At 75.5% G+C, this 22,444-nt stretch carries 16 protein-coding genes; 13 read left to right on the forward strand and 3 right to left on the reverse strand.

Annotation, left to right across the window (positions count from 1 at the left end; translation table 11 throughout):
* Positions 1-43: 43 nt before the first annotated feature.
* Complete coding sequence (locus ACIQI7_RS01120; protein ID WP_401103653.1) at positions 44-634, reverse strand: isochorismatase family protein; 591 nt, start codon at positions 632-634, stop codon at positions 44-46.
* Positions 635-873: 239 nt separating this feature from the next.
* Here ACIQI7_RS01120 and ACIQI7_RS01125 point away from each other — a divergent pair, with 239 nt between their 5' ends.
* Both ACIQI7_RS01125 and ACIQI7_RS01130 read left to right on the forward strand, forming a co-directional pair.
* Positions 874-1,854 (forward strand): AraC family transcriptional regulator, encoded by a 981-nt coding sequence (locus ACIQI7_RS01125; protein WP_401103654.1) that lies wholly within the window; start codon positions 874-876, stop codon positions 1,852-1,854.
* A 136-nt stretch (positions 1,855-1,990) separates the two neighbouring features.
* The gene (locus tag ACIQI7_RS01130; RefSeq protein ID WP_401103655.1) at positions 1,991-3,307 is read left to right on the forward strand and encodes a PucR family transcriptional regulator; all 1,317 of its coding nucleotides are present in this window, start codon (positions 1,991-1,993) and stop codon (positions 3,305-3,307) included.
* 46 nt (positions 3,308-3,353) lie between these two features.
* Here the strand turns inward: ACIQI7_RS01130 and ACIQI7_RS01135 are convergent, their stop codons facing one another.
* Positions 3,354-4,262, reverse strand: coding sequence for a hypothetical protein (locus ACIQI7_RS01135; RefSeq protein WP_401103656.1), 909 nt, complete (start codon positions 4,260-4,262; stop codon positions 3,354-3,356).
* 103 nt (positions 4,263-4,365) lie between these two features.
* Here ACIQI7_RS01135 and ACIQI7_RS01140 point away from each other — a divergent pair, with 103 nt between their 5' ends.
* From ACIQI7_RS01140 to ACIQI7_RS01180, 9 genes are all read left to right on the forward strand, one after another.
* The gene (locus ACIQI7_RS01140; protein WP_401103658.1) at positions 4,366-5,097 is read left to right on the forward strand and encodes a hypothetical protein; all 732 of its coding nucleotides are present in this window, start codon (positions 4,366-4,368) and stop codon (positions 5,095-5,097) included.
* Between the two features lie 575 nt (positions 5,098-5,672).
* On the forward strand, positions 5,673-6,542 hold the full coding sequence (locus ACIQI7_RS01145; RefSeq protein ID WP_401103660.1) for an SAM-dependent methyltransferase: 870 nt from the start codon (positions 5,673-5,675) through the stop codon (positions 6,540-6,542).
* Between the two features lie 170 nt (positions 6,543-6,712).
* Positions 6,713-8,191, forward strand: a complete 1,479-nt coding sequence (locus ACIQI7_RS01150) for a purine-cytosine permease family protein (protein WP_401103662.1) — start codon at positions 6,713-6,715, stop codon at positions 8,189-8,191.
* A gap of 770 nt (positions 8,192-8,961) precedes the next feature.
* Positions 8,962-9,144: a thiazolylpeptide-type bacteriocin gene (locus tag ACIQI7_RS01155; protein WP_387757366.1), complete on the forward strand. Its 183-nt coding sequence runs from the start codon at positions 8,962-8,964 to the stop codon at positions 9,142-9,144.
* 138 nt (positions 9,145-9,282) lie between these two features.
* Positions 9,283-11,997 carry a lantibiotic dehydratase gene (locus ACIQI7_RS01160; RefSeq protein ID WP_401103664.1) on the forward strand — a complete coding sequence of 905 codons (2,715 nt, stop codon included), beginning with the start codon at positions 9,283-9,285 and terminating at the stop codon, positions 11,995-11,997.
* On the forward strand, positions 11,990-13,165 hold the full coding sequence (locus ACIQI7_RS01165) for a hypothetical protein (protein ID WP_401103666.1): 1,176 nt from the start codon (positions 11,990-11,992) through the stop codon (positions 13,163-13,165). The genes ACIQI7_RS01160 and ACIQI7_RS01165 overlap by 8 nt, the downstream gene beginning before the upstream one ends.
* On the forward strand, positions 13,162-14,901 hold the full coding sequence (locus ACIQI7_RS01170; RefSeq protein ID WP_401103668.1) for a hypothetical protein: 1,740 nt from the start codon (positions 13,162-13,164) through the stop codon (positions 14,899-14,901). The genes ACIQI7_RS01165 and ACIQI7_RS01170 overlap by 4 nt, the downstream gene beginning before the upstream one ends.
* The gene (locus tag ACIQI7_RS01175) at positions 14,898-16,847 is read left to right on the forward strand and encodes a TOMM precursor leader peptide-binding protein (protein ID WP_401103670.1); all 1,950 of its coding nucleotides are present in this window, start codon (positions 14,898-14,900) and stop codon (positions 16,845-16,847) included. Before ACIQI7_RS01170 ends, ACIQI7_RS01175 begins: the two co-directional genes overlap by 4 nt.
* Positions 16,847-18,517, forward strand: coding sequence for a thiopeptide-type bacteriocin biosynthesis protein (locus ACIQI7_RS01180; RefSeq protein ID WP_401103671.1), 1,671 nt, complete (start codon positions 16,847-16,849; stop codon positions 18,515-18,517). The genes ACIQI7_RS01175 and ACIQI7_RS01180 overlap by 1 nt, the downstream gene beginning before the upstream one ends.
* A 130-nt stretch (positions 18,518-18,647) precedes the next feature.
* Here the strand turns inward: ACIQI7_RS01180 and ACIQI7_RS01185 are convergent, their stop codons facing one another.
* Positions 18,648-19,784 carry a helix-turn-helix domain-containing protein gene (locus ACIQI7_RS01185; protein WP_401103672.1) on the reverse strand — a complete coding sequence of 379 codons (1,137 nt, stop codon included), beginning with the start codon at positions 19,782-19,784 and terminating at the stop codon, positions 18,648-18,650.
* Positions 19,785-20,065: 281 nt separating this feature from the next.
* Here ACIQI7_RS01185 and ACIQI7_RS01190 point away from each other — a divergent pair, with 281 nt between their 5' ends.
* Complete coding sequence (locus ACIQI7_RS01190; protein ID WP_401103674.1) at positions 20,066-21,265, forward strand: DUF4185 domain-containing protein; 1,200 nt, start codon at positions 20,066-20,068, stop codon at positions 21,263-21,265.
* A gap of 684 nt (positions 21,266-21,949) precedes the next feature.
* Positions 21,950-22,405 carry an LGFP repeat-containing protein gene (locus tag ACIQI7_RS01195; protein ID WP_401103676.1) on the forward strand — a complete coding sequence of 152 codons (456 nt, stop codon included), beginning with the start codon at positions 21,950-21,952 and terminating at the stop codon, positions 22,403-22,405.
* The last annotated feature ends 39 nt before the right edge of the window (positions 22,406-22,444 follow it).

Here is a 22,444-nt window from a genome sequence, read left to right on the forward strand (position 1 = left end):
CGTTCGAGGGCGAGCCGGCGAATCAGGTTGACGCGCTCGGCCGTCAGGCGAGGACGACCGGCGTACCGCTCAACTCCACGCCCGCCTCGTCCAGTTCGGCAACGGCCCGGACGGTGGTCTCGGCGGACACGCCCGCCGTGTAGTCGAGCAGGACCCGGACCGCGAAGTCGGCCCGCACACCGTCGAGCGCGGTGGCCTTCACGCAGTGGTCGGTGGCGATGCCGACCACGTCCACCTCGGTGATCTCCCGCGCGCGCAGCCAGTCGGCGAGGGCGGTGCCGTCCGCGGCGAATCCCTCGAAGCCGCTCTTGGAGGCGGAGTGCGCGCCCTTGTAGAAGACCTCGTCCACCTTCCGCTCGGCCGCGGGGGCGAAGTCGGGGTGGAACTCGCCCCCCTCGGTGCCGGCGACGCAGTGCACGGGGAAGGACTCCTCGAAGTCCGGATGGTCGGAGAAGTGGCCGCCCGGGTCGAGGTGGTGGTCGCGGGTGGCGACGACGTGGGCGTACTCGCCGCCGGCGGTGCGCTCGACGAGATCGGCGATGGCGCGGGCCCGCCCCGCCCCGCCGCCGACCGGAACGGCCCCGCCCTCGCAGAAGTCCCTCTGCACATCGACCACGATCAGTGCACGCCCCATGGCACACCCCTTTCTGACGGAACCCCCGGCTCCCCACCACTGCCCGGCCGGCCGGCGCGGTGCACCTCGCACTCGCGATGTTCACCCGGCCGAGTACGCGCCCCAGCGGCGTTGACGCGCGGCCCCGGGCCCTCCGTCCGAACGTCCACCCCGGGCCCCGCCTCCGGACGTCCGCCGCGGCCGGGGGCGCGCACCGGTGCGGCAGAATGGGATGAAGATCATTTTCCCCGGGAGGGTGTGTGCTGCTGCTCGACCTCGACACCGTGGCGCCTCGCGAGCGCGTGGAGGCGTTCCACCACGCGCTGACGGATTCGCTGGTCCCCAACGACGTCGCCCACGAGGAGCCGGAGACCGGTATCCGCGCCCGCATGGAACTCTGGCGCGTCGGCGGACTGGACTTCTTCGCCACCCGGAACTCGGGCTTCCAGGTGCGGCGGACGGCCCAGCACGTGCACCACCACCGGAGCGACCCGATCGTCTCGGTCTCGCTCCAGCCCCGGGGCGTCCACCGGGCCGAGGTCGCGGACCGGCGGACGCTCCTGGGCGCCGACGACATCTGCGTCTTCCACGAGCTGTCGCCCCGCGTGTACGGCTGGTCCGGCGACGGCGCGTCCCAGGCCATCATGTTCGACATGAACCGCCTCGGCGTACCGGTGGACACGGTGGTGCGGGCTTCCCTGCGGTTGCGCGCCAGTCCGCTGTACGGCCTGGTGCTGGAGCACCTGCGGGGCGTGTGGCGCGATCCCGGCCGGCTGGAGCACGACCCCGGCGCGCAGGCCCTGGCGTCCGCCACCACGGAACTCGTCCGCGCCCTGCTGCTGTCGGCCGCGCACGCTGAACAGGCCCCCGAGGTCAGGTCGACGATGGACGAGACCCTGCTCACCCGGATCACGGCCTACGCGCGGGCCCACCTCGCGGACCGCGACCTGACGCCGGAACGGATCGCGGCGGAGCACGCCGTCTCGGTCCGCCGGCTCTACGCCCTGCTCAGCGGGGCGGGGATCAGCCTGGAGCAGTGGCTCATCTCCGAGCGGCTCGGGAAGGCACGGCACATGCTGGCCTCCGCACGGTACGACCGCCTGACCGTCGCCGCCGTCTCCGCCCGCTGCGGCTTCAGCAGCCCGAGCCACTTCAGCCGCCGCTTCCAGGCGGCCTACGGGGTCTCCCCGAGCGAATGGCGGCGGCAAGGCGGCGCGGTCGCCACGGACGGGGGCGACTGACCCGCCGGTCGGTCCGAGACGGGTCCGCCCCCGGGGCACAAGGGTCCGGCACTTCCCGCAGACAGGGGCAAGAGCTGTGCACCCTGGGGCAACGCGTCGGTGCCACCGTGGTCGAGGACACGGAGGGATGACCACGATGACGACTGCCACGACCGAACAGCGGCGGCGGACCCCCGCCGGCACCGCCGCGCTGCGCGGGCTGATCGAGCGACTCGCGGAGTCGCTCCGTCGGTCCGTCACCCTGACCGACGCCTCCGGCAGGCGCATCTGTTCGAGCCGGCACTACGACGACGCGGACCCGGCCCGCCTCTACAGCCTGCTGCAGGGACGGGTGAGCAACGAGGTCGCCCGGCACGTCCGCGACCAGGGCGTCCTCCGGTGGTCCAAGCCGGGCTTCCTCCCGGGCCGGGAGGACCTCGGGCTGCTCCCCCGCTACTGCGTGCCGCTGCGCGAGCGCGGCCACCTCCTCGGCCTGCTGACGGTCATCGCACCGGACACCTCCCTGACCCCCGAGGAGACCGGGACCGTCGCCCGGGCGACGCCCGCCGTCGTCGGCCAGCTGTACGCCGACCAGGTCGCGGCCGACGCCCGGAGGGCCAGCGAGCAGCGGCTCCTGCTGTCGCTGCTGGACCCGGACCCGACCGCCCGCGCCGACAGCCGCACCCGGATCCTGGACGACGCGCTGCTGCCGGACGCCCCCCACGCGGTGGTCAGCATCGTGCAGGTGGCCCGCTCCCGGGTGTCCCCCGGGCAGGTGGCGACCGCACTCCACGGGGTGCTGGAGGGATTCCGCCGGACCCGATCGGCACACGGCGCCTTCGCGGTCGCCTCGCACCGGGCCGTCCTGCTCCAGGCCGCCGACCGGCCGCTGCCCCCGGAGGCGCTCCGCGAGCAGTCCGCCCGCATCAGGGAAGCCCTCGGCGCCCGCCTGGGCGCCTCGGCCGCTCCCGTCATCGGCGTCGGCGGCCACCAGAGCGGCCTCGCCCACGCCTGGACCTCCCACGAGCAGGCACTCGTGGCGGTACGCGCCGCACGCCGGATGCCCGGCCTGGACGGCATCGGCTGCTGGGAGGACCTCGGCGAGTTCGCCGTGCTCCTGCAACTGCCGGACCACGCCCTGAACGAGTCCCTGCTCCCGAAACCGCTGCGCGCCCTGCTGGAGTCCAGCGGCGGACACCGCCTGGAGGCGACCCTGCGGTGCTTCCTCAATCACGCGGGGTCGGTCCCCAGGACCGCCGAAGCACTCCGGATCCACCGCACCTCGCTCTACTACCGGCTGCGGCAGATCCAGGACGTCACCGGACTCGACCTGGACAACGGCGCGGACCGCATCACCCTCCACCTGGGCCTGCGCATCCGGGAACTCCTGGTCTCCCTCGGCGCCTCCGGCGACGACCGGCCCCGGGAGCACGCCGCCGGGGCCGCCGCCCGCGGTCAGGCCGAAGCCGCGTGACTCCCCGGCAGCCTGACCTCCTTCGGGTGGCGGCGCGGCTGCCCTCCTACCGGCGCCGATGCGGCTGGCCGAGGACGTAGCAGCGCAGGTCGACGTCCTCGGGCAGGGCGGGCCTGGCGCCGGGGAGGGCGACGGCGCCGACCGCCACGACGAACGTCCTGGTCACGGCGTCGCTCCCCTTCTTGGTCTGCGGGGCCTGGAAAAGCAGGTAGCGGGCCGACAGGTAGTCCTGGACGGTGAGCCGGGGCCGGGCCAGGAGGCCGAGGGCGGCGGAATGCAGCACGGCGCTGTCCCGGGGAGCGGGGGTGGCGGTGTAGACCGGCCTGCCGCCGGTCTCCAGCCGGGAGGCGTCCAGGCCCCGGGCCGCGGTCCGGGCGACGAGCTCGGCGTCGGCGCGGCGGGCGGCTTCGCCCCGCAGCAGGCGGTTGCCGGCGATCCGCCGTCCGTCCGGCAGCAGCACCCGGTTCTGCAGGGTGTCGCCCCTGACGCCCTCGGCGGCGAAGCGCAGTTCGGCGAGACGGCCGTAGCGGAGCACGGCCTCCCAGGCCGGGGTCGCCCGGCCTCCGGTGTAGCTGCGCGTGGCCTGGTCCCACCGGGCGCCCTCGCGCAGGCGGCCGACGTCCCCGAGGCGGTCGTAGTTGGTGTCGCCCTCCCGGATCGGGGTGCGGAAGCGCTCCGGGTCGAAGGCGACGCCGCCCGGGGGCGGGCCCATCGAGACGGCGAGCCGGTAGCGCCAGTCGACCAGGTGGGCGTGGACGACGGCCAGCGCGGCCACCCGGGCCGACCGGTCCGCGGCGGCCCGCCACATCCGTGCCAGCAGGCCGGCCGCCTCGGTGGCGGCGCTCGCCTGCTCGGCGGCGAACGCGCGGGCCCGGACCTGTCGGGCGGGGTCGGCGAAGCGCAGGGCGAGCGGGCTGGTGGGGAAGTCGCCGGAGGTGATCGGCGCGATGGCCATGGCCCTCTCCTCGTCGGTTCGAGCGGTCCGGCCGGGGCTCCGGTCGCCACTCGGTCAATAATCGGGTGTCGCCGTTCAGTTCGGGACTGATAGCGTCCCGGACGTGGCAAAGCTGAACCAGATCATCGCCGTCGAAAAGGGCGTCAAGTCCAAGTCCTTCCAGGAGCTGACGCAGGCCCACCAGGACCTGCAGAAGCCCGCGCTGCTGGCCGGGATCTCCCGCACCTACCAGCCCAAGGACGAGGAGGGCGAGCAGCTGCCGCCGGAGTCGACCCGGGTGCAGCTGAAGGCCGAGGACATCCTGCGGTCGACCGCGAGCACCCTCACCCGGCTCTTCGACGTGACGGCCACCAAGGACTGGGCCAACGTCGACGCCCGCGCCGACGTCGTGGTGGACGGCCAGGTGCTCCTCCCCCAGGTGCCGGTGCCGTACCTGCTCTTCCTGGAGAAGCAGCTCACCGACCTGTTCACCTTCGTGAAGAAGCTCCCGGTGCTGGACGCCTCCGAGTCCTGGAACCTCGACCCGTCCACCGACTCCTGGAAGACGGAGCCGGTGCGCACCATCCGGACCAAGAAGGTGCCGCGCAACCACGTCAAGGCCGAGGCCACCGAGAAGCACCCGGCCCAGGTCGAGGTCTACTACGAGGACATCGCGGTCGGCTACTGGACCACGGTCAAGTTCTCCGGAGCGCTGCCGGCCCGCCGGGTGAACGAGCTCGCCGACCGGGTGGAGAGGCTCCAGCAGGCGGTCAAGTTCGCCCGCGAGGAGGCCAACTCCGTCGAGGTCACCGACCAGCGGGTGGGTGACGCCGTCTTCGGCTACCTGTTCCGGTAGCCCGTGAACGCCCGCCCGGGGAGCCGGGCGGGTGCACCGAGCGCGTCGGAACCGTTCCGGGAGAACCGGGCGGGGACGCTGCGCGGTGCGAAAAGCTGACACTGATGTTGAAGCTGACCAGGGGTTTCGGTGGAGGTTCGAATCCTCCCCCCGGCACCACCGGCCGGGGTGGCCCAAGCAGGCAGAGGCAGACCCCCTGAATCTCAGACTCCCGCTCCAGTCTCAGCATTCGCCGCCGAACACCGGATCGACCGGGCGCGGACGAATATCGACGAATGCAGGTTCGAGTCCTGTCTGTGCCGCTCCGTGGCACGGTAGTTCAAAGGCAGAACGCGTCGATTTCAAACTGATCCGCGACCCTTAAACGTGCCGGTGTGCGCAATTGGGCGGCAAACAGGGGCCCGGGAGCTGGCTACGCTCCCGGGTCCTGTCGCATGGAGGCGGTCGCAGGCGAGGGGGCGCCGACCGGCAGCCGCCCGCGAGCGGGTCCGGGGTGAGCCCGACTTCCCGCGCGGCGCAGGCGAGTTGGCTAGACTGCGGCGCGCCTGGCATGATCACCGACGAAGGGGCAGGGAATGAGCACCGACGAGACCGTGGCGACGGCCGCCGCGTTCGGGTCCGACGAATCGGCCGCCCTGCACATACGTCAGGACATCCCGCACAGCGCCCGGATGTACGACTACTTCCTCGGCGGCAAGGACAACTTCGCGGTCGACCGTGAGGCCGCCGAACGCGTCCTGACCGTCTTCCCCACCATGCGCACCGCGGTGCACGCCAACCGCACCTTCATGCGCCGCGCCACCCGGGCCCTGGCCCGCCGCGGCCTGCGCCAGTGGCTGGACATCGGCACCGGCATCCCCACCTCGCCGAACCTCCACGAGGTCGCCCAGGCCGTCGACCCGCGGGCCCGCGTGGTCTACGCCGACAACGACCCCGTCGTCCTGGCGCACTCCCGCGCCCTGATGACCAGCACCCCCCAGGGCCGCACCGCCTACGTCCACGGCGACGTCCGCGACCCGGCCGCCATCCTGGCCACCCCCCAGGTCCAGCAGACCCTCGACCTCGCCCGGCCGCTGGTCGTGTCGATGGTGGCCCTGCTCCACTTCGTTCCCGAGCTGGACGACGCCCGCGCCATCGTCGACCACCTCCTGGCGCCCCTGCCGGCGGGCTCCGCGCTCGTCCTCTCCCACGCCACCGCCGAACTCGACCCGGCCGGCGCCTCCCAGGTGGAGAAGATCTACAACCAGGCCGGCACCTCCCTGCGGCTTCGCCCCAAGGCCGAGTTCGCCACCCTCTTCGACGGTCTCGACCTCCTCGGCCCGGGCATCGTCCCCGCCCACCGCTGGCACGACGAGGGCACCGGCACTCCCGCCGACGACGCCCTCCCGGCCACCGTCACCGACGCCCAGGTCTCCTTCTACGCGGCCGTCGCCGTCAAGCCCTGAGACCCGCGCAGGACACCACCCCGCCCGGTGCTCCGGCCCGGCACCGGGCGGGGCTTGAAGCCGAACTGGACAAAGTAGGATGACGTAACTCCCGCGCTACGCGCGAAGAGTTCCATGAATACTCCATTTGTCCGATTCATCTACCGCTTCACACGCACGGAGCCACCCCCATGGACAACCCGTCCACCGCCGAAACCGGCGGCGCGATAGAGACCCGCGGTATCGAACCCGTCCCGGACGACGAGCGCCGGGGCAGAGTCCGCGAGCTCTTCCCGACCTGGGTCGCGGCCAACATCAGCGTCCTGCTCCTCACCATGGGTGCGGCCCTGGTGGTGTTCAACCAGTTGAACTTCTGGCAGGTCCTGATCGTCGCCGCGTGCGCCGCGTTCGCCTCCTTCGGCATGGTCGGCGTGGTGTCGGTCTCCGGGAAGTGGGGCGGGGCCCCCGGTGCCACGCTCTCCCGGGCCACCTTCGGCGTGCGCGGCAACCTCTTCCCCGGCGCGATCCTCTGGATCGCCCGGTTCGGCTGGGAGACGATCAACGCCGTCACCGGCGCCTACGCGGTGCTGACCGTCCTCGACCTGCTCTTCGGCGTGAAGAGCAACACCGCGCTGATCGTGATCACGCTCTTCGCCTTCGTCGCCTGCACCTTCCTGGTCTCCGGGATGGGCCGGAAGGCGCTGAACGTCTGCAACACCTGGTCGACGTACCTCTTCGGCGTCTTCAGCATCCTGGTGCTGGGCTACCTGGTCGCGACCATGGACTGGAACGAGGTCTTCGCCAAGCCCGCGGGCACCACGACGATGATGATCGCCGGCATCGGGACCATCGCCGCCGGCGGCATCAGCTGGGTCCCCACCGGCCCGGACTTCGCCCGATACCTGCCGCACTCCGCCTCCGGCCGGAAGATCGCCGGCGTGACGGTCTCCGGTGCCGGCCTGGTGATGGTGCCGATGGTGCTGATGGGCGCCGTGATGGCGGTGGCCTCCCCCGGCCTGGCGCAGGCCGCGGACCCGGTCTCCTTCCTCGGCGACCTGCTGCCGACCTGGCTGGCCGTGCCGTACCTGCTGACCGCGATCGTGGGCATGCTGCTGATCAACAGCCTCTCCATGTACTCGGCCGGCTTCACCGCGCAGACCATGGGCGTGAAGCTGCCCCGCGCCATGGCCGTCAGCATCAACGCCGTGATCTCGCTGGTCGGCGGCCTGCTGCTGATGCTGGTCGCCAAGAGCTTCCTGGGCTCCTTCATCACCTTCCTGGTCCTGCTCGCCGTCTCCTTCTCGGCCTGGATCGGCGTCTACGCGGTGGACATGTTCCGCCGCCGGTCGCGCGCGGTGCGCTACGACGCCGCCGCGCTGATGGACACCGGCCGGAACAGCCGCTACTGGTACGTGGGCGGCTTCTGCTGGCAGGCGATGGTGTCCTGGGTGCTCGCGCTGCTGATGGGGCTCGCCTTCACCAAGTGCGACTGGTTCGCCGGACCGCTCTCCGACACCCCCGTCGGCCGGTACGGGCTCGCCTGGGCGGCGACCATCGTGATCTCCGGCGCGATCATGGCCGTCCTCCCCACGCCCCGGGAGAACACCTCCGGCACCGCCGAACGGCCCGCCGACCTCCAGGCGGAGCGGACCGAACAGGTCACCGTCTGACCGCACGACGCGCGCCTTCCGCGCGCCCGCCGGACCGCCCGGTCGCCGACTCAGCCGAGTCGGCGACCGGGCGGTCCGGTTTCACGGCCGTGCCGGGCGGTCCGGCTGCGAGGCCGTGTCCCTGCTCGGCGCCCGGGCCCACCGGCCGCGACTTCACCCCGCCGCGAGGAAGCCCTCGCCTTCGTCCGTACGTCTGCCTCCCTGGCACGGCACTCGCCCCGCTTCGACCAGGACGGCCCGCGCGCGGCTCGCTGGCATCGCGGGTCCGGCGGCTGGCCGAATCCGCACGGCTCCGGTCCGGCCCCTCCAGCGCGGCGGCACGGGTCCGAGAGTCGTACGGTCGGGCAGGAGGCGTGAAGTCCGGGTGAAGGACCTGTCGGCGGCCCGTACGGGGCCGGAGCTGCCTCTTCCCTGGGACGCCGACCAACCGTCTCCCCCGTCGCACCGTCCCGTCGGCGGCGCGCGGGCCGGATCCGTCGCGGGCCCAGGGTCGTACGCATGCGGGCGAACCGGACACCGCGGAGCCCGGCGGGGTGGGGGCCGCCGGGCCGTGCCGGAGCGGATTACCAGCCAATATCACCGCAGCGCCCACTCGGCGGAACCGACCCGACCTACACTCGGCGACGCGGTGGCGCCCGGCCGGTGACCGGTCCGATCCGGATCGTGTTCCCACCCCGGTCCGCCCTCGTGCGCCGAGTCCGGCGGGCCCGGCACGGAGACGTCCTGACGATCCACCGGGTCCATCCCTTCGACACCCTTCGGGAGCCTTCATGGCCGACCACCTGCAGGACGTCCTCGCGCTCGACGACCTCGACCTGGGCGAGCTGACCGTCACCGCGCTGCGGGACAGCATCGCGCTGCCGGAGGGCGGGGCCTCCAGCAACCCCGCCTCCAGCTCCTGCCAGTCGTCCTCCAACTCCAGCATCGTGCACCCGCCCACGACGCAGCTCTGAGGGCCGCGGCACCGAGCGGTCCCGAGCAGGACCGAGCAGTGCTGCTCGGGACCGGAGCACCACGGAACCCGGCGCGTTCCGCCGCGAACGCGCCGGGTTCCCGCTTCCCCCACCCGCCAGCATCGGAGGTCGCCCGCCGTGCCCACCCGTGCCCCGTCGGCGCCCGTGCCGCCGGTCGCCACGTCCACCTCGGCATACGCGCTGGTGCGCGCCGCCGTGCTCACCCGGGCCGCGCAGTCCGCGCCCTCCGCTCCCGTACGGGACCTGCTGGCGCGGCTCACCGCCGCGGAGGCCGCCGACGCCGCCCTGCGCCCCGTACTCGCCGACGACCTGTACGCCAGCCGGGCCGGACACGACGAGGACTTCCACCGGCGGGTCGTCCTGCCGCTGCGCCGCGACCTCCACAACGGCCGCGCGCCGCGCGCCGCGCAGCTCGACCGGCTCGGGGACCTGCCCGCCCGGCTCCCCCGGCTCGCCCGGTGGCTGGAGCTGCGCGAGCAGCGCGCCCGGCTGCTGGACGAACTCGCGCGGGCCGTGCCGCCGGCGCTGGCCGCGGAACGGGCCGCACTCGCCGCGGTGTGCCGGGAGCCCGCGTTCCGGCGCGCCGTCGCGCTGGGCAGCGCCGACCTGCTGCGCGCGGTGGTCAACGCCTCGGACCCGGGCGCCGGACGGGGCGGCCGGGCCCGCAAGGAGGAGGCCGCGGTCCTGCGCCACGCGCTGCGCGCGACCGGCAAGAGCAGCCCGCTGTCCTGGTTCACGGCGGTCGGCTGGGCCTCGGACGAACCGTGCCGGAGCGGGTCGCCGACCGAACCGCGCGCGGTCGTCCGGGTGAACCGGACCCTGGTCGGCGCGCTGGTCCAGGCGCTGCTCGACGACCCCCGGCGCAGCCGGAGCCTGCCGCACCGGATGACCAGCGCCGCCCGCGTCGACGCCGGACGGGCCCACTACCAGCGCACCCGGACGGTGTTCGTCGGCGGCCGCTACCTGGCCAGTCGCGAGGAGGCGGTCGAGCTCGCCGCCCGGCCGGAGCTGGCGCTACTCGCCGCCCTCGCCGAGACCCCGGACCCGCCGGACCGGCTCGTCGCACGGCTCGCCGAGGCCCTCGGGCGCCCGGGCGAGGACCCGGCGGTCCGGCGCTTCGTCGACCGGCTCCTCGACGCCGGGCTGCTGGTCCCGACCGAGCCGGTCGACCCGCAGAGCCCCGAGCCGCTGGAACGGCTCGCCGCCTGGCTGGGCGCCTGGCCCGAGGACGCCGGGTTGGCCCGGAGCGTACGGAAGCTCGCCGACGACACGGCGGCGTACCCGGCCGCGCCCGCCGAGCGCCGGCCGAGCCTGCTCGCCGCCCTGGCCGCCGACTGGCGCCGGGTGCTCGCCGAGGCCGGCCGGCCCCTGCCCGGGGAGGCCTTCCCGCTCAACGTGCTCAGCGAGGACGTCCACGCCCCCGCGCCCCCGCAGCCCCGGCTGGACCCCGCCGACCGGGCCGCGCTCGGTGAACTCACCGCGCTGGCCGAGCTGTTCGACCACGGCCACCTGACCCGGCTGGCCGCCCGGGACCGCTTCGTCGCCCGGTACGGCGCCGGCGGCGTCTGCGCCACGCCCTGGGAGTTCGGCGCCGACATCGGCGACGCCTGGGCCGACGTCCCCGTCCCCGACGAGATCGCCGCCCTGCGAAGGGAGTTCACCGACCTGCCGGAGGTGGACGGAGAGGTCGTGCTGCCCGCCGACCGGGTCCGCGCCCTGGCCGGCCGGCTGCCCGACTGGACGGCGGCCCGGCCGCTCAGCTACTCCTGGTTCGTCCAACGGGAGCCGTCCGACGGCCTGTTGTGCGTCAACCACGTCTACTGCGGCTGGGGCCGCTTCACCAGCCGGTTCCTCGACGCCACCGAGCCGCGGGCCGCCGCCGAGGTCGCCCGGCAGATCCGCGACGGGCTCGGCGGGAGCGCGCGGGCCGCCCAGCTCCGCCCGGTGGGCGGCTTCAACGCCAACCTGCACCCGCTGCTGCTCGACGAGGAGATCGGGCCCGACCACCGGTGGTCCGCCCTCGCCGAGGCCGACCTCGACCTGGTCCACGACGTCGACAGCGACCAGCTCCGGTTCCGGCTGCGCTCCACCGGCGAGTACCTCGACGTCCTCTACCTGGGCTTCCTCTCCCCGATCATGCTGCCGCAGCGGCTCGCCCCGCTGCTCGCCGACCACCCGAACGGCGTCGTCGTCCTCCAGCCGCTGCTGCCGCGCACCGCCCTGTCCGCCCCCGGCGGCACCGTCACCCGCACCCCGCGGCTGCGCCACCGGCACGTGGTCCTGGCCCGCCGACGCTGGCACCTCCCGACCGGGGTCCTCGACGCCCTGCGGGCCGACCTCGCCGCCGACCCCGGCCCGGACGGCGTCCCGCTCGCCGCCGTCGCCCGCTGGCGTGCCCGCCTCGGCCTGCCCGAGCAGCTCTTCCTCCACCCCGTGGCCCGGCCCGCCGAGGACGCCGCGCCCGTCGACGCCTTCCTCGACCGGCTCCGGGCGCCCAAACCGCAGCCCGTCGACCTCGGCAACCCGCTCCACCTGCGGCACCTGGACCGGTGGCTCGCCCGCCACCCGCACGGCGCCCTGCTGGAGGAGGCCCTGCCCCTCGTCGGCGGGCAGCCGGAACCGACCCGGACGGTCGAACTCGTCGCGGAGACCTACCGTCCGGCCCGGCCCGCCGCCGCGCCCGTAGCCCCGCCCGCCCCCGCCACGCCCGTAGCCCCGACCGCCCCCGCCACGCCCGTACCCCCGACCGCCCCCGCCACGCCCGTACCCCCGACCGCCCCGCACCCGCATCCGCACCGCCGCCACGGCGCCGAGGAGTCGCCCGATGAGTGAGCCGATGAGCGATCCGACCGACCGGCCCGCGCCCGGGACGGCCGTCGACGTGGTCCTGACCTACTACCAGCCCGTCAAGGCGCCCGCCCTGCGCGAGGCCGTCCTGCCGCTGGCGCTGCGGGCGACGGAGCGGGGGCTGCGCGCCCACGTCGAGCGGCACTGGCGGTTCGGGCCGCACCTGCGGCTGCGGCTGGAGGGGCCGGCCGAGCGGGTGGCCGCCATGGCGCGGGAGTCCGCCGAGGTGCTGCGGGCGTGGGCGGACGCCCACCCGTCCGTCGCCGACCGCACGCCGGAGCAGCTGCTCGCCGAGGCCGCCGTCGCCGGACGGGCGGAGCTGATCGCGCCGCCGTACGGCCCGCTGGTGCCGGACAACACCGTCCGGACGGTACCCGTCGACCCGGCGGCCACGGCCGACCTGCACGCCCTGATCGGAGCCGAACCGGCCGCGCTGCGCGACGAGTTGATGCGCGGCGGGCTGCCCGCGATCGCGTCGGCCTGCGCGTTCCTCGGGGAGCACGGCGACACCGCGCAGGCCCGGGTGCAGCTGGCGGTCACGGCGCTGGCGGCGCACGCGAGCACCCATCCGGACGGGCTGGTCGGCGGGCACTACTCCTTCCTCTCCCACCTGGAGGACTTCCTCGTCCACGAGGACCCGGACGGTCGCCTGCGCGCGGCCTTCGAGCGGCGCTGGGAGCAGGGCCGTCCGGCGGTCACGGAGCTGGTCCGCCGAGTGGCGGCCGGGGGCACCCGGGGCTGGGAGCAGGACTGGGCGCGCTGGTCGGCCACGGCCTGGCGCCGGGCCGAGCGGCTGCTGGCGGCCGGGGTCGACCTCTCCAGCCGCGGCGAGGAGTACCGCAGGCGCGCGGAGGCCCTCGGCGACCGGGCCACCGCCGAGCGCTGGAACGCCGAACTGCGCACCCGCTACAGCGAGTTCCACCGGATGCTGTCGCTCAGCGATCCCGACGGCACGATGTTCGACCGCGCCGACTACCTCGTCTACCGGACCGGCACCAACGCCCTGTACCGGCTCTTCGCGATCTGCGACGTCCGGCCGGTGGAACGGTACCTGGCCGCCCACCTCGTCGTGCGCAGCGTGCCGGAACTCACCGGGCACCGGTGGCAGGACTACATCGCCGAGCTGACCGGCACGGTCGAGGGGGCGGCGTGACGGCCGAACCGGTCACCGAACGCCCGCACCTGCGCCCCGGGGTGGCGGTCACCCCGCTGCGCGAGGGGCTGCACCTGCGCGGCCGGAGCACCAGCCTCACCCTGGAGGGCAGCCGCTCGCTGCCGGCGCTGTGGGAGGTGCTGTCCGCGCGGCTCGACGGCGATCCGGCGGCCACCGCGGAGACCGGGCACCCCAAGGTGGAGGCGGCGCTGGCCACCGTCACCGCACGGCTGCGCGAGCACGACCTGCTGGTCGACCACCCCGACGGCGCCGACCTGCCGCCCTGGCCGGGCTCGGTGGCCGACCGTCCCGGCGACGCGGCGGCGGCCCTCGCCGCCGCGCACCCGGTGGTCGCCTCGGCGGACCCGGACGACGCGACGGCCCGGGCGGTGGCGCGCGCCCTCGCCCGGGGCGGGGCGCGGCCGACGGTCGTCGCCGAGCCCTCACTGCCCGCCGGTCAGGTGCTGGCCGTCGCGGGCGAACCGCCGGTGGCCGTCGGCCTGCGGTACGGCCCGGACGGCGGATTCGTCACCGCGCCCGCCGACCCCGGGCGCGCCCGCGCCGACCTCGCCGCGCTCGCGGAGCGCCTGCGCCCCGACTCCGGTGGCGGCAACGGCGGTTCCGTCCCGAGGGCGCTGCCGCTGCTGCTCGCCGCCGCGACGGCCCAGCGGCTGCTGTGCGCCGTGGCCGGGCTGCCGGACCCGGCCGACCCGCGGGACGACCCCCGGCTGCTCGCCGGCCGACCCGCCGTCCTCGTCGCCGAGGCCCGTCCGCTCCGCGCCGAGCACCGCCCCTGGGCGGCGGGGCCCGGGCGCGCGGCCGAGCCGCCCGAGGACCTCGACACGGCCCTGCGCCGCATCGCCGCGCTCGGCGACCCGCGGCTCGGGGTGCTCGACGCGCCCTCCCCCGACGACCTGCCGCAGCTGCCCGCCGCGCTGGTCACCTGCCGTACACCGGACGGGGCCCTGGCGGCCGGGGCGGCCCGGACCGACCTCGCGCGGCTGGCGGCTGCCGTCCGGGCCGCCGAGCTCCAGGTGGCGGCCGCCGACCCGGGAGCCGCCGGGCGACGCGTGGGCGACGCAGTCGATGCCGCGGTCGATGCCGCGGACGGATTCACGGTCGGCATCGCGGCCGGCGTCGCGGTCGGTGCCGGCCCCGGGCACGCCCTCGGCCGGGCGCTGCGGCGCGCCGCCCTCGCCGTCCCCGCCGCCCCCGGCGACGGCGGGCCGCCGTCCGGGGCCCCGTGGCGGGAGCACCCGCAGGCCGGGCACTGGACGGCGGCGCTGGCCCGACGCCTCGGCCGGGACGCCGCCCTCACGGTCCGTCGGCTCGCCGGCTCCGCCTACCTGGCCACCGTGGAGGGGAGCCGGGCCGTCGAGGCCACCGCCGCCGACGCGGTCGCCGTCGCCGCCCTGGACGCCCTCACCCGGCGGACGGCCCGCGACCTCGGGCTGTCCGCCGTCCACCACACCTCGTTCAGCGGCGCCGCCGCCCCGCTGGCCGCAGCCGGGCAGCAGCTCGTCGACTGGGTGGACGAGGGCTGGACGAGCCGCTGGCTCGCCGGACTCGCCGACCGCGAGCCGGACCTGCAGGCCGCGCTGCTCGGCCTGACCGGGCTGCGCACCGCCCCCTGGCGGCCCGGCACGGCCGCCGCCCGCCCGCTGGCCGCCGCCCTGGAGGGCTGCGGCTTCACGGTCCTCGCGACCGCCCTCGCGCCCGCCGGAGGCCACCGGTGACCGACCTCCCCGTGCTCACCCCCGAGCAGGCCCTGGCGACCACGAGCGGCACCGCCGTCGTCCACCTCACCGCCTGGACCCTCGGTCTGGCCGAGCAGCTCAGCCGGCACGCCCTCGCGCACCCCGTCCGCCTGGTGCCGGTGCGCGAGGACGGGGCGCTGACCGTGGTCGGCCCCGTCCTGCACCGCGGTTCGCCCGCCTGCCTGCACTGCGCCGAGTTCCAGCGGCTCGCCACCGCCGGCGGCCGGGTGCCCTGGCAGAGCCCGGCCCTGCTCCTCGCCGGCACCGGCACCCCGGCCTTCTCCGAGGCGGTGGCCGCCCTCGCCGCCGACCTCGCCGAAGCCGAGGAACCCGACGAAGCCGCCGGGCCGACCGCCCCCGCGCCCCCCGGCGAGACCCCCGGCGAGCCCTCCGACGGCCCCCCGGCCGGCCCGACCCACGCCACCGTCCACGTGGTCCACGGCGACCGCGCCACCTGGTCCACCCACCGGGTCCGCCCGGTCGGCGGCTGCCCCGTCTGCCGCCCCCTCCCCGAGGACGCCCCCGACTCCGCCCGGCTGCCCCGCACGCCCCGCCCGCTGCCCGACCCCGCCGTACTGCGCGGCGCCAACGACCGGACGACCGTCGAGCGGCTGCGCGCCGAACTCCACGACGAGCGCTTCGGCCCCGTCCGCCGCATCTACCGCACCGAGGACTCGGCCTTCGCCCTCACCACCGCCCTGGTGACCGACGGCCGGGCGGGGGACGACGGCGGCTACGGGCGGTCGGTGGACTTCCGCTCCAGCGAACGGGTGGCCCTGTTCGAGGGCGTGGAGCGGCTCGCGGGCATGCGTCCGCTCGGCCACCGCACCACCCTGCGCGCCTCCTACGCCGAGCTGGTCGCCGAGCGCGGCCCCGAGGCCGTCCTCGACCCCGTCCGGCTCGGTCTGCCCGACCCCGGCGACCACCCCGCCCGCACCACCGTCCCCTTCACCCCGGAGCTGGTGCTCGACTGGGTGCACGGCTGGTCGCTCACCCACGACCGCCCGATCGCCGTCCCCGAGCACCTCGCCTACTGGGACCCGCCGGGCCCGGGCCGCCCCCGGGTGGCGTACGAGTCGTCCAACGGCTGCGGCCTGGGCAACAGCCCCGAGGAGGCCGCGCTGTACGGCCTGTTCGAGATCGCCGAGCGCGACGCCTTCCTGCTGGCCTGGTACGCGCGGACCCCGCTGCCGGCCGTCGCCGTGCCCGTCGACGACCCGGAGGTGGCCGAACTCGCCGACCGCGCCGGGCTGCTCGGCTACCGGCTCACCCTGCTCGACGCCACCGACGACCTGGGCATCCCGTCGGTGCTCGCGCTGTGCCGTTACCGGGGTACCCACCCCGACGCCCCGCGCACCTTCCTGGCCGCCGGAGCCCACCACGACCCGCGGGCGGCGATCCGTTCCGCCGTCGCCGAGGTGGTCACCAACGTCCAGGACGCGCCGCACCGCTCCGCCGCCCCGGGCGGGCCGCGCGACCCGCGGCGCCTGCGCACCATGCTGGAGCGGCCCGAGCTGGTGGTCGTCCTGGACGACCACGTCGGCCTCAACACCCTGCCCGAGGCGCAGCCCCGCCTGGACTTCCTGTTCGCCGGCCCGCCCCCGGTGCCCTGGCGGGAGCGCTGGCCCGGTGCCCCCGAGCCGGTGGGCGACCTGACGCTGCTGCTGGAGCGGACGGTCGAGCGGCTCGCCGGTCAGGGCCTGGAGGTCGTGGTGGTCCGCCAGGACGAGCCGGGCGTGCGCGACCGGCTCGGACTGTACTGCGCCAAGGTGATCGTCCCCGGCACGCTGCCGATGACCTTCGGCGAGGCCAACCGGCGCACCCACGGCCTGCCGCGGCTGCTGGAGGTCCCGTACCGGCTCGGCCGCACCCCGCGCCCGCTGCGCCACGACGAACTGCCGCTCCACCCGCACCCGTTCCCCTGATGTCCCGCTCGATCCCCGCCCTGCCGTCCGGGAAGGACGCGATGACGACCCGACAGCCGCCGACCGCCCCCTGGCACAGCCTGCACCTGGCCCTGCCGCTGCCCGCCCACGAGACCGACGCCTTCGTCACCGAGGACCTCGCGCCGCTGATGGACCGCCTCGCGGGCGCCGGCTGGTTCTTCATCCGCTACGGCGAGGGCGGCCCGCACCTGCGGATCCGCTTCCGGGAGCCGGCCGAGGACCCGGACACCGTGGCGAAGGAGCTCGCCCGGCTCGCCTCCCCGTACACCCCGCCGGACGGCCCGTGGACGGCGCGGCACGGTGAGGTCACCGCCGTCCCGTACGAGCCGGAGACCGAGCGCTACGGCGGGCCCGCGCTGCTGCCGGTCGCCGAGGAGCTCTTCACCCACTCCACCCGCACGGCCGTCCACGCCCTGCGCGCCCTCGACGCCTCCCCCGGCGCCCGGCTGCCCGTCGCCCTGGACCTCGCGCACACCACCGCCCACGCCCTGGGACTGGACGAGCTGGCGTCCGCCCGCTGGCTGCGGCGCCACGCCGCCGGCTGGCGCTGGGTGACGGAGTTCCAGCCGTTGCCCGGGGCCGCCGTGCACAGCCGGGTGAACGCGGTGTTCGCCCGGCAGCGGCAGGCCCTGGCCCGCAGGGCCGCGGCCCTGCGCGAGGCGCTCGACGCCGGTACGGCCACGCCTTGGCTCGCCGACTGGGCGGCCCGGGTGGCGGACGCCGCCGCCCGGATGCGGGCCGGCGCACCGCGGGAGTCCGAGGAGCGGCTGCGCCGGGTGTGGGCCTCGCAACTGCACATGCTGTTCAACCGGCTGGGGGTCGGCCCGGACGAGGAGCGGGCGGTCTGCCGGCTCGCCGGGCGGACGCTCCTGGAGACGGACCGGCCGTTCACCTTCTTCCCCGAGGACCGGCACGCCCCCGACCACCAGTACCTGGAGCACAGCAAGTTCCAGATCGGGCGCCCCGAGGACACCGCGCTGGCGCCGGTGCCGCCCGCCGAGGCCCCGCGGCCGGCGCCCGGCGACCTCCCGCTGCCCGCCGACGCGCTGCCGGCCGTCTCCCTCGCCGACGCCCTGAACAACCGCCGCTCCGCCCGGGGCCGGCTGACCGGTCCGCTCACCGCCGGTGAGCTGGGCGGCGTGCTCTGGTCCGCGTACGCGCCCAACCGGCCCACCGGCGACCGCCCGTACCCGAGCGCGGGCGCCATGCGCGCCGTCCGGGTGCGACTGGTCGCCCTCGCGGTCGACGGCCTGCCCGCCGGCACCTACCACTGCGTGCCGGAGCTGCGCGCCCTGCGCCCGATCGGCCCGGCGCCCGACATCGACCAGCTCAAGGCCCTGTCCTACTACCTCACCCGCCCCGACTCGGACCCGCAGGCCCTCGTGGTGGACGAGGTGCCCGCGGTGCTCGCCGTCCACCTCGACCTCGCCGCACTGCGCCGCCGCTACGGCCTGCGCGCGCTGCGCCTCGGGCTCGTCGAGACCGGGCACCTCGCCCAGAGCCTCCTCCTCACCGCCGCCGCCTTCGGCCTCGGCACCACACCCCTCGGCGGCCTCTTCGACGACCTCGCCCACGAACTCCTCGCCCTGGACGACCTCGACGAGCCGATCCAGTACCTCCTGCCCCTGGGCCGCCCGGCGTCGCCCTGACGCGGGGGGGCGGGCGGGTGTCCGGCCCCGGGGCCGCGCGGGTGTCCGGCCGGCCGACGTCCCGGCGTGGCACGGGCCGGCGTGGCACCGGCCCGGCGTGGCACCGGCCGGTTCAGCGGTACCGGCCGGTTCAGCGGCGACGCGGTTCGGGGCGCACCGGGCGGTAGCGCTCGATGTTGCCGCGGACCTGGTCCAGGTACGGCCGGATCGACGCCAGCCTCGCCTCGTCGTGCCCGCGCACCACCCAGGTGGAGGTGCGGTAGGCGGCGGCCAGGTTGAGCGCCGGGTCGCCCTCGACGCCCCGCAGCTCGGGCGCGATGGCGCAGAGCATCCGGCCCACCGCCAGGATGGAGTCCTCCGCGCTGAAGGGCGGTTCGGGAACGGTGTCCTGACGGCCCGCCGGCAGGTAGTGGCGCAGCACCCGCGGGGTCCAGCGCGCGATGCCGTACTCGTCGGCGGCCGGGTCGCTCAGGTCCGGGTCGAAGCCGCTCTCCGCCTTGAGCATCGCCGCGACCAGGGCGGGGGTGACCTCGGGTTCGAAGCAGCCGGTGCCCGCCTCGATGATCCGGTCCCGGTACGGGGCCGGGACGTCGGTGCCGGGGCGGAGCCAGCGGGCCGGGTCCTGGGCCGGCGCCCCGGCGCTGACCGGGGCCATGGCGCCCGACGCGGGCGAGTCCCCCTGGACGCAGACGCCGAAGGCCAGCGCGAAGAGGACGGCGGCGGCGGAGCCGAAGGCCCGGCGCAGCACGACCGGCCGGCGCCGGTGCCCGTGCCGCGGCGCCGTCCGCACCCCGGCCGCCGGAGGCCCGCCGGACGCTGCCCCGTTCACCCCTGCCCCGGTCGCCACCGCGGGCTCCTCCGTGGGCTTGTCCGTGGGCTTGTCCGTGGGCTTGTCCGTGGGCTTGTCCGTGGTCGCCGCCGCGACCGCCACCTCCGCCCCGTCCACGCCCGCCCCGGCGACCGTCCGGCCTGGCGGCGGCCCGGCCACCACCAGCGGCCGGGTGATCAGCCGGTGCGTACGGACCCGCCGGCGCTCCCACTCCTGGGGGTCGCCACCGCACGCGGCCACGAATGCGGCCAGCACGGCGTCGCTGGGCAGCCGGCGGCCGGCGGCGGCCTCGGCGAGCGTGGAGGCCGAGTAGTTGGTGCGCGCGGCGAGCCGCCGGTACGGCGGGCTGCCGGCCTGGCGTCGCAGCTCCCTGAGTTCGAGCGCGAAGATCACCAGGGGTCCGTCCCCGGCGTCCAGTGGCTGTTCCTGCCGTCCCACCCGTTCGTCCCCTCACTTCCCGTCCGGTGCTTGTCCTGACGTTGTCCGGCGTTTGTCCGAGCAGGTCACCGGCGCGTGACAGCGCGACCCGCGGCGTGTTCGATGGACGCGGCGCCCCGGCTCCTGCACCGGTCATGCCAGGAATCAAACCGGCTCGCGCGGTACCGCGCCCCGGCTTTCCACCGGATGGGCCGTGTGCGGTACTTCACACGCCGTCAGCGCGCGCCGCCAGCGCGCGCCGGCGTGTTCACCACGTCACCACCCCCAAGGAGGACCCGTCGATGTCCAACGCTTCCCGGCCCGCCCACGGTGAGCCCAGCCGCCGGACCGTGCTCCGGGCCGGCGCCGGCCTGACGCTGGGTGCCGGCCTGCTCGGCACGGCCGCGAGCCCCGCCCGCGCGGGCACCGCCACCACCCTGGGCCAGAACGGCACCCCGCTCTGCGACACCCCCGGTGATTCGGCCAGCGCCCAGGGCCTGGGCTCCGGGGACCTCGGTATCCCGTACTTCCGGGAGCACGACGGCACCTGGGGCTACGTCTTCGGCGACGCCTGGGCCAACCCGGCCCAGCGCGACCCGTACCTCGGCTCCCCGGTGATGCTCGCCCAGGCGGACTTCGACCGCAGCGGCGGCTCGCCGATCTCCTTCACCTGGGCGATGCCCACCGGCGGACAGGCCAACCAGCTGTTCGACTACGCGCACCAGACGGACAACGGCCACGGCTGGGAGTTCAGCCGCATCCCCAACGACTGCATCGAGTTCGGCGGCCGCACGTACATCCAGTACACCTCGGTGGCGACCTGGACCCCGCCGGCCGGCTACGACGGCTCGCTGATGTCCGGGGTGGCCTACTCCGACGACCACGGCGTGACCTGGCGGGACTACCCGTACCACTGGCCCGGCGACACCCAGGGCACCAACCAGTCCATGTACGGGATGTGGTCCTTCGCCGGGATCGACCCGGACGGCTGGCTCTACGTCTTCTCCAAGCGCTGGAACGGCACCCACCGCAACACCGCCGACGGCGGCGCCATCCAGCTCTTCCGGATCCGGCCGGACGACTTCCGGGCCGGGAACTTCGGCGCGCAGGAGAACTGGGCCTACCTCAACGGCTCCTGGCAGTGGACGACGGCCGCCGGGCCGTCGGTGATCCTCTCCGGCAACGACATCGGGGAGTTCTCCGTCAAGCGGATCGGCGGCAGGTACTGCATGAGCTACTTCGACGTCACCGACTACTCGATCTGCACCCGCACCGCGTCGCGCCCGGACGCGGTGTGGACGGCGCCCAAGGTCCAGATCGCGGGCAACACCGCCTGGCCGCCGAGCCACTGGGGCCGGCCGCAGCTGCCGTCCCTCTACGGCGGCTACATCCACCCGGGCAGCGCCGGCGCCGACTCCCTGACGCTGATCGTCTCCCAATGGAACGGGCAGCAGGGCCAGTCGCCCTACCGGGTGCTCCAGTACGACGGCATCAACCCGTGACGCCCGCCGGACGACGTCCCCGGCCGGCCGGCACCGGCTTCCGGAACGCCGTCGTCCACCGGAACCCCACCCCAGGCACCCGGACCACCCACTGACCCCGCAAGGCGGACCCATGCCATCGTTCAGCCGACCCTCGCCGTCGCCGATCGGGCGTCGCGCCGCGCGCCTCGCGGCCCTGCTGCTGGCCGCCGTGACGGCCGGCCTCGGCGCCGCGCCACAGGCCGCCGCCTCCTCCCCCGACGGGCCGATCGGCCGGGGCGAGGTCCTGGACCGCGCGCAGTCCTGGATCGACGAGAGGGTGCCGTACGACAACAACGGCTGCCACGACAACCGGTTCGGCTGCTACCGCCCGGACTGCTCGGGCTTCGTGTCCATGGCCTGGAACCTGAGCTCCTCCCTGACCACCTGGTCCCTGTGGAACGTCACCTCCGACATCGCCGCCGGGGACCTCCAACCCGGTGACGCCCTGCTGCGCGACTCCGGCGGCACCGACCACGTGGCCCTGTTCGTGCGGTGGGCCGACGGCGCGCACACCCAGCCGGTGGTCCGCGAGGAGATCGACTACGGCTACGTGGCCCAGGAGGACACCTGGACCAACGGGCTGCGCGGCTTCTCGCCCCGCCGGTACAACCGGCTGGACGACCTGGTCCCGTACGGGGGTCGATCGGCGCCAAGTACGCCGCGATGGGCGGGGCTGGCAGCGTGCTCGGGGCCCCGGTCACCGGGGAGCGCGACTCCTCGCTGGGCGGCCGGTTCCAGCAGTTCGAGAACGGCATCATCCTCTGGCACCCCGACGACGCCCACCCCGTCTACGGCGACATCCTCACCACCTTCTGGAACACCGACGCCGAACGCCACTGGGGCTTCCCCACCACCGACGAAGCCGACGCCGCCACCGCCCCCGACGGCACCCGCGGCCGCTACCAGTACTTCGAACACGGCCTCTTCCTCTGGTCCCCCAAGACCGGCACCCACACCGTCCACGGAGCCATCCACGACGCCTTCGCCGCCAACGGCCGCGAAGCCGCCCTCGGCTACCCCACCACCGACGAACTCGACGAGAACGGCGGCAGGGCCCAGCGCTTCCAGAACGCCGTCATCCACTGGAACCCCACCCGAGGCACCTGGATCACCAGGTAGCCGAGGCAGCAGCGCGCCGCGTGTTCCCCCGGCGCCGGG

Source organism: Kitasatospora sp. NPDC092039, from assembly GCF_044756065.1.
Lineage (GTDB): Bacteria > Actinomycetota > Actinomycetes > Streptomycetales > Streptomycetaceae > Kitasatospora.